The organism is Streptomyces sp. JN8 (assembly GCF_055808075.1).
Genome location: NZ_CM147852.1, coordinates 7980075 through 7991877 on the forward strand (window position 1 = coordinate 7980075; position 11803 = coordinate 7991877).

General features: G+C 71.5%; 13 protein-coding genes. 7 read left to right on the forward strand and 6 right to left on the reverse strand.

Annotated features, from left to right (window positions below; genetic code table 11):
* Window positions 1-41: 41 nt before the first annotated feature.
* Genes ACY0MR_RS35075 through ACY0MR_RS35090 form a run of 4 tightly spaced genes read right to left on the reverse strand, consistent with a single transcriptional unit; the run spans window position 42 to window position 2735 of the window.
* Window positions 42-1097 carry an ATP-binding SpoIIE family protein phosphatase gene (locus ACY0MR_RS35075; RefSeq protein ID WP_473557631.1) on the reverse strand — a complete coding sequence of 352 codons (1056 nt, stop codon included), beginning with the start codon at window positions 1095-1097 and terminating at the stop codon, window positions 42-44.
* Window positions 1094-1516 carry an ATP-binding protein gene (locus tag ACY0MR_RS35080; RefSeq protein ID WP_404084622.1) on the reverse strand — a complete coding sequence of 141 codons (423 nt, stop codon included), beginning with the start codon at window positions 1514-1516 and terminating at the stop codon, window positions 1094-1096. Before ACY0MR_RS35080 ends, ACY0MR_RS35075 begins: the two co-directional genes overlap by 4 nt.
* Entirely contained in the window at window positions 1513-1890 is a 378-nt protein-coding gene (locus ACY0MR_RS35085) for an STAS domain-containing protein (protein WP_361846850.1), read from the reverse strand. The genes ACY0MR_RS35080 and ACY0MR_RS35085 overlap by 4 nt, the downstream gene beginning before the upstream one ends.
* Window positions 1887-2735 (reverse strand): STAS domain-containing protein, encoded by an 849-nt coding sequence (locus ACY0MR_RS35090; RefSeq protein ID WP_473557634.1) that lies wholly within the window; start codon window positions 2733-2735, stop codon window positions 1887-1889. The genes ACY0MR_RS35085 and ACY0MR_RS35090 overlap by 4 nt, the downstream gene beginning before the upstream one ends.
* Before the next feature lie 462 nt (window positions 2736-3197).
* Between ACY0MR_RS35090 and ACY0MR_RS35095 the strand changes: the two genes are divergently transcribed.
* Entirely contained in the window at window positions 3198-4379 is a 1182-nt protein-coding gene (locus tag ACY0MR_RS35095; RefSeq protein WP_404084618.1) for a spore photoproduct lyase family protein, read from the forward strand.
* A 22-nt stretch (window positions 4380-4401) separates the two neighbouring features.
* Here the strand turns inward: ACY0MR_RS35095 and ACY0MR_RS35100 are convergent, their stop codons facing one another.
* Window positions 4402-4764, reverse strand: coding sequence for an STAS domain-containing protein (locus ACY0MR_RS35100; protein WP_451059088.1), 363 nt, complete (start codon window positions 4762-4764; stop codon window positions 4402-4404).
* A gap of 174 nt (window positions 4765-4938) precedes the next feature.
* Here ACY0MR_RS35100 and ACY0MR_RS35105 point away from each other — a divergent pair, with 174 nt between their 5' ends.
* The 4 genes from ACY0MR_RS35105 to ACY0MR_RS35120 all read left to right on the forward strand — a co-directional run bounded on the left by ACY0MR_RS35105 (window position 4939) and on the right by ACY0MR_RS35120 (window position 7921).
* Window positions 4939-5409: an ATP-binding protein gene (locus ACY0MR_RS35105; RefSeq protein WP_473557637.1), complete on the forward strand. Its 471-nt coding sequence runs from the start codon at window positions 4939-4941 to the stop codon at window positions 5407-5409.
* 240 nt (window positions 5410-5649) lie between these two features.
* Window positions 5650-6546, forward strand: a complete 897-nt coding sequence (locus ACY0MR_RS35110) for an alpha/beta fold hydrolase (RefSeq protein ID WP_451059089.1) — start codon at window positions 5650-5652, stop codon at window positions 6544-6546.
* 72 nt (window positions 6547-6618) lie between these two features.
* Window positions 6619-7209 carry a GNAT family N-acetyltransferase gene (locus ACY0MR_RS35115; RefSeq protein WP_473557640.1) on the forward strand — a complete coding sequence of 197 codons (591 nt, stop codon included), beginning with the start codon at window positions 6619-6621 and terminating at the stop codon, window positions 7207-7209.
* Between the two features lie 193 nt (window positions 7210-7402).
* Complete coding sequence (locus tag ACY0MR_RS35120; protein ID WP_404084612.1) at window positions 7403-7921, forward strand: GNAT family N-acetyltransferase; 519 nt, start codon at window positions 7403-7405, stop codon at window positions 7919-7921.
* A 117-nt stretch (window positions 7922-8038) separates the two neighbouring features.
* Here ACY0MR_RS35120 and ACY0MR_RS35125 read toward each other — a convergent pair whose 3' ends face one another.
* Window positions 8039-9055: an STAS domain-containing protein gene (locus ACY0MR_RS35125; protein ID WP_473557642.1), complete on the reverse strand. Its 1017-nt coding sequence runs from the start codon at window positions 9053-9055 to the stop codon at window positions 8039-8041.
* A 331-nt stretch (window positions 9056-9386) separates the two neighbouring features.
* On the opposite strand from ACY0MR_RS35125, the gene ACY0MR_RS35130 reads away from it, so the two are divergent.
* On the forward strand, window positions 9387-9941 hold the full coding sequence (locus tag ACY0MR_RS35130; RefSeq protein WP_473557644.1) for a hypothetical protein: 555 nt from the start codon (window positions 9387-9389) through the stop codon (window positions 9939-9941).
* 519 nt (window positions 9942-10460) lie between these two features.
* Entirely contained in the window at window positions 10461-11708 is a 1248-nt protein-coding gene (locus tag ACY0MR_RS35135; RefSeq protein WP_361846876.1) for an NAD(P)/FAD-dependent oxidoreductase, read from the forward strand.
* The last annotated feature ends 95 nt before the right edge of the window (window positions 11709-11803 follow it).

Here is an 11803-nt window from a genome sequence, read left to right on the forward strand (position 1 = left end):
GGACAGCGCGCACGCGCCCACGTCGTATGGTTCGACCGGTCTCACGGGGTGGCCGCCCTGGCGACCAGGATTCCGGCGTCGTCCCGTCGTACGCCTGCCTGGCCCAGGACGTGCCCGGCGATCACCGAGGGACGTCTCCGGAACACGCCGGGGAAGTCGGCGGGCGACCAGCGGTCGCTCAACCCGTCCGAGTGGAGGACGAGCACGGCACCCGGAGCGAGGCGCCCCTGGAAGCTCCGCAGGGCCGCCGGCATCTGGTGACCGACGATGCCCGGCAGGGACAGCAGGCCCTGCCGCTTGTCGCCGTTCACCACGCAGACGGTGATGTTCCCCACGCCGCAGTTCTCGACGGTGCCACGGGCGAAGTCGGCCCGGGCCACCGCGACCGCCGCGCCCCGCGTCCCCTTCAGCTGCAGGTGCACGGCCCGCAGGATCTCCTCCGGCGACCGGTGGGCATGGGCGCGGAACGCGGCCCGCGCCCGCTCGCTGGCCAGGGCCGCCAGGGGCCCGTGCCCGAGGCCGTCGGAGAGCATCGCGGTGACGACGAGTCCGCCCTCACCCAGGTCGGTACGCGCGGACCAGCTGTCCCCGCAGACCGTCTCCCCGCTGATCGGCCGCGTCAGCCCGGCCACGGCGGGCTCGGGCCCGTCCGACCCGTCGTCCTCACGCCCCGACCAGAAGCGGGCCAGAAGCGTCGTCCCGCTGCCCGGCACCGAGTACACGTCGAACGCGTCGGCGGACCGCGCGATCGCCCCCATACCGACCCCGAGGGTGCCGCTGCTCGACATGCCGTCGAGCAGGGCGCTCCGCAGGTCGGATATGCCGGGACCGCTGTCGAGGGACAGCAGTTCGACGGCGGCGCGGTCGGGAAGGGTCACCACCCGCAGCGCGAGCGCCCCGTCCCGGGCGTGCTTCTGCAGGTTGGTGGCCGCCTCCGTCACCGCCAGCTCGACCTCCGCGACGCGATCGGCGGACATGCCGACGCGGTGCGCCAGGCGAGCGGCCTCCCGTCGCGCCACGGCCCCCAGGGCGGTGTCGAGACGCAGCCACACCACGTCCTCCGCCTCGATCGTCGCACCGACGGCAGGCGGGTTCACCGTGCCCACTTGAGCACGGTCACCGTCGTACCGACACCCGGCACCGAGACCAGCTCGAACTCGTCGACCAGGCGACGCGCCCCGCTGAGCCCCAGGCCCATCCCGCTGCCCGAGGTCCAGCCGTCGGTCAGCGCCAGTTCCACGTCGTCGATGCCGGGGCCGGTGTCGACGAACCGCACCCACACCCCGACCCGCGCCATGTCGCGGACGACGGCCGCGTGCGCCTGGCCGCCGCCGCCGTAGATCAGCGTGTTGCGGCCGAGTTCACTCGCCGCGGTGACCAGCTTGGTCTGGTTGACGAGCGACAGGCCGGCCTGCTGGGCCAGGAGCCGCACGGTCTGACGCGCCTTGACCACATCACCACTGGCTTGGATCAGCACTTCTTCCCGGGAGGCCGCGTCGGCCGGATACTCCCTCACCGGCGTTCCGGCCGTGACGCCTGGGAACGACGCAGGTACCCCAGGCCCAGTTCGAGGTTGAGAGCCGTCCGGACGCCCTTGAGGGACAGCCCGAGCTCCACCAGGGTCATGGCCACCGCGGGACGCATGCCCACGACGACCGTCTCCGCGCCCAGGACCCGGGAGATCGCGGCGGTGGTGGCCAGCATGCGGCCGACGAAGGAGTCGACGATCTCCAGTGCGGAGATGTCGATGATCACCCCGCGCGCGGAGTGGGTCACGATCTGCTGGGACAGGTCGTCCTGCAGGTCCAGGACCATCTGGTCCTCGAGGTCGAGCTGGATCGAGACGAGGAGGACGTCCCCGATCTTCAGGACCGGTACGCGATCGCTCACAGCAGGCCTTCCGCACGGGTCGCGGCGGCCTTGTCGATCTCCACGAGGGCGTGACGCAGGGCGTCGGCCAGGGTGGCCTTGGTGGGAATGTCGCCGAACTCGATGCCGAGGCCCACGATGGTCTGCGCGATCTGCGGCCGGATGCCGGAGATGACGCACTCCGCGCCCATCATCCGCGCGGCCACGACGGTCTTCAGGAGGTGCTGCGCGACCTGGGTGTCGACGGCGGGGACACCGGTGATGTCGATGATCGCGTGCGCGGAGTTGGAGTCGAGGAGGGCCTGGAGCAGCTTCTCCATCACCACCTGGGTACGGGCCGAGTCCAGGGTTCCGACGAGCGGCACGCCCACCACCCCGTCCCACAGCTTCACCACCGGGGTGGACAGCTCCAGCAGCTGCTGGGACTGTGCGGAGATGATCTCCTCGCGCGTCCGCGCGTACTCCTCCATGGTGAACAGACCGAGGTCGTCCATCAGGCGCGCGAACTCGAGGTAGCCGCGGACCTCGTCGGCGGAACCGTCGACGAGCAGGGACTCCACGACCCGCTTGAGGGCGAAGACGCTCACCGCGGTCTCGGAGGGCGTGAAGCCCTGGCGGGCGCGGTTGCGCGACAGCTCGACGAGCAGGCTGCGGACGACCGTGTAGCCCTCGCCCCGACCGGAGAACCCGCCGGTCGCCAGGGCGTCGGTGATCGCGTCGTACAGCTCGCCCAGCTCGCGGCCCAGCTCGACGGTGCTCAGCCGGCCGTGCAGGGAACGCGCGACGTGCTCCTCCCACTGCGCGAGCAATTCGGCACGACGTGACGACATCAGGTCCAGCAGTCGCTTTGCATCCGCGCTGTCCATCCCAGTACCCCTCCGCATCCACAAAGCATCAAATATCCCGGCTGACAATACGGCACCGAAAGCCCAGCTGAGGCTACGCCTCCGCCCCCGCCCTCCCCGGCCCGCGGAGCCGTCGGCGCCCGGCCGGGGAGGCCGCCGCGCCGGGCGCCGTCCCACCGGCCGATCGCGTCTCTACCCGGGATCGGCGCGGTGATGTCACGACGTGGGGGAGAAGTGCCGACCGTTGCCGTGGGCCCGCTCCGCGCTCCACCGGAGACGTCACGTGGGCCAGACGGGGAGACGGAGACATTCAGCACACCGACGGGGAGCCATTCCGGATCCGGTCGGGGCGCCACGCTCGGTGAGCGGTGGCCACGCAGATAGGTGCCCGTCTTCCGTAGGGTGGGATCACACGACCGGGCGACGGCCGCATCCGGGCGATCGCCCGGACGGCGGTGGTCGGGACGAGGGCAGTGGAGCGGGATGCGGCAGGGTGGCGAAGGCCCGGGTGGCGAGCCCGACGGATTGTTCGGCATGGATGACCTCGCGGCCGCCGCCGCGCCGGAGGAAGCCGCCACCGGGCGTCGGTTCCGCGAGGAACCGCAGGCGCGGAGGCTGCTCGACGTGGAGCGGATCTACGCCGAGCCCGCCGCCGCGGACTCGCTGCGGGGACGGCAGATCATCGCACGGTTCCCCTCGGCCCGAGTCGTCGAGACCGAGTCCCACTGGCGCATTCCGCACCTGCACGGAAACGAGGGCCAGGTCGAGCGGTGGGTGAGGGTCAAGCGGGAGACCCTGGTCCTGGGCGAGCGGAAGTCCTTCGGCATCCGCCCCAACGGGCGCTCCGCCGACTGGATCGCCCCCGGCCTCTCCAACGGCTGCGCGATGGCGTGCGCGTACTGCTACGTCCCCCGGCGCAAGGGGTTCGCCAACCCGATCACCGTGTTCACCAACGTCGACCGCGTGCTGGCCGCCGTCGGCCGTCACATCGCGAAGGCGGGCCGCAAGGACACCCCGAACCAGTGCGACGACCACGCCTGGGTCTACGACGTCGGGGAGAACGGCGACTGCTCCGTCGACGATCTCATCAGCGACAACACCGCGGACCTCGTCCGAGCGTTCCGGAGGTGGCCCACGGCCAAGGCGTCGTTCGCCACCAAGTTCGTCAACCCGGACCTGCTGCGGCTCGACCCCCGGGGCCGCACCCGGATCCGGTTCTCCGTGATGCCGCCCGACGACTCCCGCCTCCTCGACATCCGGACCAGTCCCGTCGCGGACCGCCTCGCCGCCGCCGCGGACTTCCTGGACGCCGGGTACGAGGTCCACTTCAACCTCTCCCCAGTGGTCATCCGACCCGGCTGGGAACAGGCCTGGGCCGAGCTGCTCACGACCATGGACGACGTGCTCGCACGGCGGGTGAAGGACCAGGCGGCGGCGGAGATCATCCTGCTCACCCACAACCAGGACCTGCACCAGGTCAACCTCGGCTGGCACCCGCGCGCGGAGGACGTCCTGTGGCGGCCGGACATCCAGCAGCCCAAACGCTCCGAGAACGGCAGCTGGAACGTCCGCTACCGCACCGCCACCAAGGCCGAGGCCGTCGACACGCTGATCCGCCTGATCCAGGAGCACACACCGTGGCTGCGGGTCCGCTACGCCTTCTGAGCCCCGGCCCCGCCCGGGTGCGTCAGCTGTCCAGGGCCTCTTCCACGGTGGGGTGACAGGGGATGACGGCGTCGATGCCGACGAGCTCGATCACACGGTTCACGGCCGGCGTCGCCGCGGCGACCCGCAGCCATCCGCCCAGGTCCGACAGATGCTGGTTCACATAGATCAGGACGTTGATGCCGCTGGAGTCCAGGAAGGTCACACGCGCCAGATCCGCCACGACACGCGACGTCTCCTGCTGCGCCTGAAGAGCGTCCCGGACGACGTCCTTGGTGGTGTGGTCGATCTCCCCCGTCAGACTGACCACACGGACCCCATCGGCCACACGGTGCTGTACGGACAGCCGGCCGGTCCGGTCCGCTTGCTCGTTGCTGGTCATCATCTCCCTCACAGCGCCTACTCTTACCCTCCGGGGCGTGGGCCCGCCGGTGATTCTGCCCCACAGGCGCGGGCCGCGTACACCAGGACGATCCCCCGAGAAGCGGGCCGCCGCCTGGCGGCCGGACCGACGGGCCGCGGCGGCGCGCCCGGACGGGAAAGAGGACGGAGAAGGCGAGTGGAACCCCTCGACGGCACGGACGACACCGTGCAGCTCACGCACGAGGACAGACGTGTCCCCTTCGCCTCCCACGCGCTCGACGGGAACCACCCGGGATGCATCTCGGAGGCCCGCCGCCACGCGGCGGCCTTCCTCGGCGAGGACCGCACCGCGCACCGTCCGCCGATCACGCAGCGCGTGCGCGACCTCACCGCCCTGGTCGTGAGCGAACTCGTCACCAACGCCCACAAGTACGCCCCCGGCCCCGTCCGCATGGAGCTCCGGATCCATGCCGGCAGCGTGGAGGTGAGCGTGTGCGACAGCCGGTCCGCGGTCCCCGCGGTGCGGGGTGTCGACCCGGGCCGGATCGGTCAGCACGGAATGGAGATCATCCAGGCCCTCGCCGACCACCTGTCCATAGAGCCGAGACCGGACGGCAAGCGCATCACCGTCCGCCTGTCCCTGACCGGAGCCCCCGACCCGGCCTGACGGCGGCGCTCCCGCCCGTCAGCCGCGGCACCGCCGCCGAGCGTGGCGAGGACTGGACAACGACCGCCCGTATCCCTTTGTGGATCACGTTCGTTGGCGCTGCATGAACGTCCCCAGCGTCACCCGCGTGCCCACACGGCACTGCCGCTCCGCAGAGGCGGCCGCATCCTGGGAACCGACGGACCGACGCCACGCGCCGGCCGCCGTCACCGCCGTACCGCCCGTCCCGGGGGAGGCCCGGTGAGCGAGGAGACCCTACGGCTGGAGCACGAGGGCTTCCGCTACTCCTGCCGAGTCAACGGCGAGCCCGACCCCGCCGCCCCACCGGTGTTCCTCTTCGGCGGCGCGCTGCACCGCAACCACGGCTGGGCCCGGAGACTGGAGAAGGCCCTCCCACCCCGCACCACGGTCGTCACCGTGGACCTGCCGGGCTTCGGCGCGGCCGACCCGCTGCCCCCGGCCTACGACGCCTCCTTCCTCGCGGGAGCGGCCTGGCGCGCGGTGGACCGTCTCGGCTTCGCGCGGTACGACCTGGTGGGACAGTGCCTCGGCGGCTTCGTCGTCCAGCACATGCTGCGACGGGCCAGGCCGGAGGTCCGCCGGGTCGTCCTCTCCGGAGTGTGCGCGGGCCCCTGGCCCGGCCCGCAGCTGAAGGCTCGGCTCCAGAGCGCCGAGGTCGCCAGCGACCGCGGCGACCGCGCCACGCTCCTCGACGTGGCGACCCGTCTGTTCTTCGGCTCGGCGGCGGACGCCGGCGCGACGGCGGACCAGGGCCCCGTACCGCAGTTCAGGGACAGGATCGGATCACTCGACCCCGCCGTCCTGGAGGACCTCAGGAGCCACCTCTACCGCCAGTGGTTCCCGACGGACCTCGGGACACCGTCCCCGCCCGAGGGGCCGGTCCTGGTCTTCACCGGGGTCGACGACATCCTGACGCCGCCCGGCGAGGCCCACCGGCTGGCCATGAGCTACCCGCAGGGCAGGTTCGCCGTCGTCGAGGACGCGGGCCACATGATCCACGTAGAACGCCCCGACCTGTACGGGGAGATCGTGGCCTCCCACCTGAGCGACCGCGACGAGGCCGTCCCGCACTGCCGCCCGCTCGACGCGTCCGAACGGCGGGAGCAGCTCACATGACGCCACCCCCGTGCCTCCCCGGGCCGGCTGCCCGTGGGTAGGGCGGCCGTGCACCGGCGCGGACGGTTCGTCGTGCTCCGGGAGTTGGCGCAGGACGACCTGGACCGTGCGGCGGAGATGTGGGGCGATCCCGACGCCACCCGCTTCCTCACCGCGGACCCCATGACCAGGCAGCAGGCCGCGGAAGCCCTCCGCCGGGCCCGGCTCTCGGCCGTCGCGCCCGACCGCAGGACCTACCACCTGGCGATCGCCCAGCACGACGGCGTCCTCGTCGGCAGCGTGGCCGTGAACCTGGAGGGCGGGAGCAGCGCGTACGTCCATTCGCTGGTCCTGCACCCACGGGCACGCAACCTGGCCCTCGCCGGCGCGGACGCGGCCCGGCTCACGGCGGCCTTCTGCTTCGAGGACCTGGGGCGGCACCGGTTCTGGTGCATGTGCCGGGAGGACAACACGAGCGCGAGGCGCCTCTACGTCAGCCTCGGCATGAGTCAGCAGGGCCTGTTCCGCGAGGTCGACTGCAAGGAGGGCCGCCGGCACAACCACCTGGTCTTCGACTGGCTGGCACCGGAATGGGAGGCCCGCCGCAAGCCTCCGCCCCAGCGACGGCACCCGGACGTCGTCATCGCACGGCCCGGCGGGGCGGACGCGGCACACCACCGTTGAGCGCCTCCGGCGGCGGGCGCCGGCGGGCGCCCGCCGTGGGAGGAATCGAGGCGGCTGATCAGCGCCGGTGCCGGTGACCTGCGGTAGGCGGGATCCGTGCGTACGGCCTCGAACGGGGCAGGCTCACCTGGCGCGTACGCCGCTGCCTGCTCGCGCTGACCGCCCTGACCGGTCGGCCCGTTAGCATCGGCCCATGCCCGACGATCACCGTCCCGACGCCGTCACGCCACCGCCCGGCCTGCTCGTTCGCGAGCTGGATCTGGGCGATGAGGCGATCGCGGCGATGGTGCAGGACGTGGGCCGACGCGCCTACGCCGTCGAGGCCGACCTCATCGGCTTCGACGGGATCCCCGCCCTCCACGAGTCCCTCGCGGAGATGCGGGCCCAGCCGTCGCGCTGGCTGGCTGCGATGACGGGTGACGGTCGGGTGGTCGCCTTCGTCGCCTGGCAGACCCTCTCCGGCACCAGCCCTCAGGTGACCGACATCGACCGGGTCTGCGTGGACCCCGCCTGGTTCCGCCGGGGCCTGGCGTCCCGGCTGCTGAACCACCTGCTCACCGATATCGTCGACAGCGGCGACGTGAGAGTCAGCACCGGCGCGGACAACCAGCCCGCGCTGACGCTCTACCGAAGGCTCGGCTTCGACCGCGGCGCCGACTACGAACCCGTACCGGGGCTCCGCATGGCCGGCCTCGTACTGCGTCGCCGGTAGTCGACTGCGCGAGGCGTGCGCACCAGGACCCACGCCCGGGCGAGCCGCCCGCGAATCACCGGCACACCCCTGCATCCAGACCGGGCCGCGCGGCGGAAGTACCCGTGAGCGCCCGCCTTACATCCCCCCGAGAGGCGGGCGCTCACCTCTCGCGGGTGAGCGCCGGCCGGCCCGCCCCTCTCTCTCACCGGGTCGCTGGAGGTCTCGTGCGGCGGCCTCGGGGAGTACGGGGTCCAGTTCCTGGTCGCGCGCGGTGATGTGCGTCAGAGCCGTCCTCAGGTGGCGGACCGCGTTCTCCGCGTCCGTGAACTCCTCCTGCGTCGGGACGACGGTGCCGAAGGCCTGCCGGTCCTCGGCGACCAGGGCGCGCCATCGGAGCACGGGGGTCAGTGCGACGGTGGCGCTGGAGAGGAACCAGGCGAGTTGCCCATGGGTGTGGGCCGTGCCGATCGTCAGGACGGCGAGGGCCTCCCGCAGGCGTTCCAGACGTTCGATCCCCGGAAGCGCCTCCTGCACGTGGGCGGGGCCGACGGTCTCACCGAGCTGGGTGGCCGTTGTCCGGGCCAGGGCCGCGCCGGCCGCGGAGAGGTCCCATTCGTCCGCGCTGGTCTGCCGCTCGGCCTGCGCGGAGAGGGCGGCCGCCTGCGCGCCCATGCCCGTACCGGTGGGCGCGGTCGCCTGCGGTGGGATGGGAAGGGAGGGCCGCACGGGGGCCGCGACGGGCGGCTTCGGGGCCGCCACGGGCGGCGCCTCGGGCAGGATCTCGAACACGGTGTCGGTGCCGGTGAGGTCGAGGAGTCGGGCGACCTGCGGAGTGAGGGCCGCGAGCGCCAGGCGGATCTCGGCGCGGACTGCGGAGAGGCGGGCTCGGAGGAACTCGTTGAGTCCGGCGCACGCGCAGAACTGAAGGCCGGAGCAGTCGACGACGAGGACCTCCGGGGCGGGCGGCTCGTCGAGGGCCGCGTCCAGGGCGCGGGCGAGGACCGGGGCGGTGTCGCTGTCGGCCTCGCCCGTCAGGACGAGGACGCGGGTGCCCGGGGGCCCGGCAAGCAGCTGGACGCTGAGCCCCGGCGCCTCCGGCGTCTGAACGGCTTTGTGCTCAGCAGGGGTTGCCGACGTGCGGTGGAGTTCCATGGGTGCCCGTCCTGGGGGTCGGAGCCCTCCGCCACTCCGGTACGAGGGAGTGGAAGTGCGCGGCCAGAGGGGCCGCGCGTCGAGGAGGTCCGTACCCGAAGCGCCCCCTCCACGGGGGACGCGGCGGCGCGGGAATCGCCAACGGCTACCACCAAGGTACCCCTTGAGCCACCGGACGTGTGCCGGCCCGTCGCGGCCCGCCGTCGGCACGGGGCCCGGACGACGCGGATGCGGACTCGGTAGGTGGACAAGTCCGCAGGTCGTACCAAGGGGTGTCCGGTGAGGGCGTCGACCACCGGAAGCTGTCAGTGGACCCGGCTACGGTCCTCCTGTGTCGAACTCCTTTACGGTGACGTGGACCAACGGCTTGTGCCGGGAGCTTGAGCGGTCCGGCTACGCGGGGCAGCGGCTGACGATGCTGTTCGGCGGACCGCATCGGTCGCTGCCGAGCTTCGAGCACGCGGGAGTGCGGCCCGGCGACCGCGTCCATCCGGTGCGGGTTCACCGCACGAGCCTCTCTGTGCTGGGGGCGCTGGAGGTGGCACGTCGCGTCCCCTACGAGAGTGCCGGGTCGGCGCTTCACGACGACGACTACGTGAAGGTGCTGGGCTGGCGTCCGTTGAAGGCGGGATGCGTCACCGAAGTGCTCATCGGGCCTCCCGGAGCCCCGCTCAGCTTCGACACGGTCGTTCCCGGGGAACTGCTGGAGCGGTTGACGTACACCTCTCGCACGGGGGAGCGACGGCTCAAGCACGTCGAGGGCGGGCGCCTGATGCGGCCGTCGAGCCTCCACGGCATCCACCGCCTCGCCGCCGCCTCCGCCGAAGAGATCGACCGACCGGTCCGCCGTGACGGTGTGAGCGGGGGCGTCGATGACGTTCGATGAGATCAGCACGTCCTTCTGGAGCGGACACCCTCCTCGCTGCTTCGGGTGACCGGCTGCGCCCGAGCGTCCGGATTCCCCGGGGCGGCCGGGCCCCGGGGCGGTGTCCGGGCTGGCACGCCGCCCCGGTAGTTCCGGTGAGCGCTCGGTTTGATCGATCAAAAGCCCGTATCGGCGAGGTTTAGAGCCCCCTGCGCGAAGCCTCCTCGCAATAGTTGTGCAGACTGGAATTAATGCAGTGTGCATCCGGTTATGTGAATAAGCGGAATGGCTTCTTCTTTACCCTTCCTTGGGGTGCTCTGGAGGCTTCATTTTCGGCTCATTTGCTTCGGTCAAATCGCCCATCCGAGCCCATAGTGGCGTGGAGTGCTGAATTCCGGCGACCGAATGTCGACCCTCTCGCATTACCTTCCCGTGGTGCGCGCTTGACCTGGATCTACCCCTTGCATAGCCTCCGTTTCGCGCTCGCGTTCTGACCAGGCCGAGCTTCAGGCCGTTAAGTCGACCAAGCAGGGGGAATCTATGTATGACGTCATCGTTGTGGGCGGCCGGTGCGCAGGATCGCCGCTCGCCATGCAGCTGGCGCGCCAGGGCCACCGGGTCCTCGTGGTAGACCGGGCCTCCTTCCCCAGCGACACGGTCTCCACCCACTACATCCACCAGGCCGGACTGCTGCGCCTGAAGGAGTGGGGTCTGCTCGACGAGATCATCGCGGCCAAGACGCCCGCCCTCCGCAAGATGCACTACTCCTACCGGGGCATCGAGCTCAACGGCTTCGCGGAGCCCGTCGACGGCGTCGACGCCGTCTACTGCCCCCGCCGCACCGTGCTGGACGAGATACTCGTCAACGCCGCCCGCCGCGCCGGCGCGGAGGTCATCGAGGGCTTCACCGTGACCGACGTGGTCGTCTCCGAGGGACGCGTCACGGGCATCCGCGGCCGCGAAGGAGACGGCCCGGAGAACGAGTTCAGCGCGACGATCGTCGTCGGAGCCGACGGCTTCCACTCCACCGTGGCCAAGAAGGTCGGTGCGGAGCTGTACAACGTGCGCCCCGCTGCCGGGTTCGTCTACTACTCGTACTACAGCGGCCTCGAGTCGTGGGGCCTGCACCACAAGAACGGCTTCAACGAGAAGTGGTTCGGCACCTGGCCGACCAACGGCGACGTCAGCATGGTCGCCATCATCGGTGCCAAGCGGCACCTCAAGGAGTTCCGCCAGGACGTCGAGGCCAACTTCCAGGCCGTCATCGACGACGTCTCCCCGGAGATGGGCGAGCAGCTGCGCGACCTGGGCACCCGCGTGGAGGACTTCCGCCCCATGCGCTACCCGGACAACTACTACCGCCGCGCGTACGGCCCGGGCTGGGCGCTGGTCGGTGACGCCGGCTACCACAAGGACCCCTACACCGGCTGGGGCATCACCGACTCCTTCCTGCACGGCGAGCTCCTCGCCGAGCGCATCCACCAGGGCCTCGCGGGCGAGCGGCCCATGGAGGAGGCGCTGGCCGAGTACAACAAGCTCCGCGACGAGGAGAGCGCCGGCGTCTACGACTTCACGACGACGCTCGGTGAACTCACCGAACTGCCGCCGTTCTTCAAGGCGACGATGAGCGCGATGAGCAAGTCCCAGGAGTGGACGAACAAGATGCTGGGCCTGATCGGCGGCATCGTCCCGGACTACGAGATCTACGCACCGGACGCCCTGGAGCGGCTGTACGACGACGCCGGCGTACCGGAGTCCGAGCGGATCTACGACCCCGCCGCCGGCTGACCGCGGCCCGCCGCCGGTCGCCGCACCCGGCGCCACACCACCCCGGGGCTCGCCCGACGCCGGGCGCTCGCGGACGACCGGTCACGGGCCCCGGA

Bases quoted from the DNA above. Each gene is read 5' to 3' on its own strand.
- ACY0MR_RS35090 (WP_473557634.1), bottom strand. From the start codon at position 2,735: ATGGACAGCGCGGATGCAAAGCGACTGCTGGACCTGATGTCGTCACGT.
- ACY0MR_RS35095 (WP_404084618.1), top strand. From the start codon at position 3,198: ATGCGGCAGGGTGGCGAAGGCCCGGGTGGCGAGCCCGACGGATTGTTC.
- ACY0MR_RS35100 (WP_451059088.1), bottom strand. From the start codon at position 4,764: ATGATGACCAGCAACGAGCAAGCGGACCGGACCGGCCGGCTGTCCGTA.
- ACY0MR_RS35120 (WP_404084612.1), top strand. From the start codon at position 7,403: ATGCCCGACGATCACCGTCCCGACGCCGTCACGCCACCGCCCGGCCTG.
- ACY0MR_RS35125 (WP_473557642.1), bottom strand. From the start codon at position 9,055: ATGGAACTCCACCGCACGTCGGCAACCCCTGCTGAGCACAAAGCCGTT.
- ACY0MR_RS35135 (WP_361846876.1), top strand. From the start codon at position 10,461: ATGTATGACGTCATCGTTGTGGGCGGCCGGTGCGCAGGATCGCCGCTC.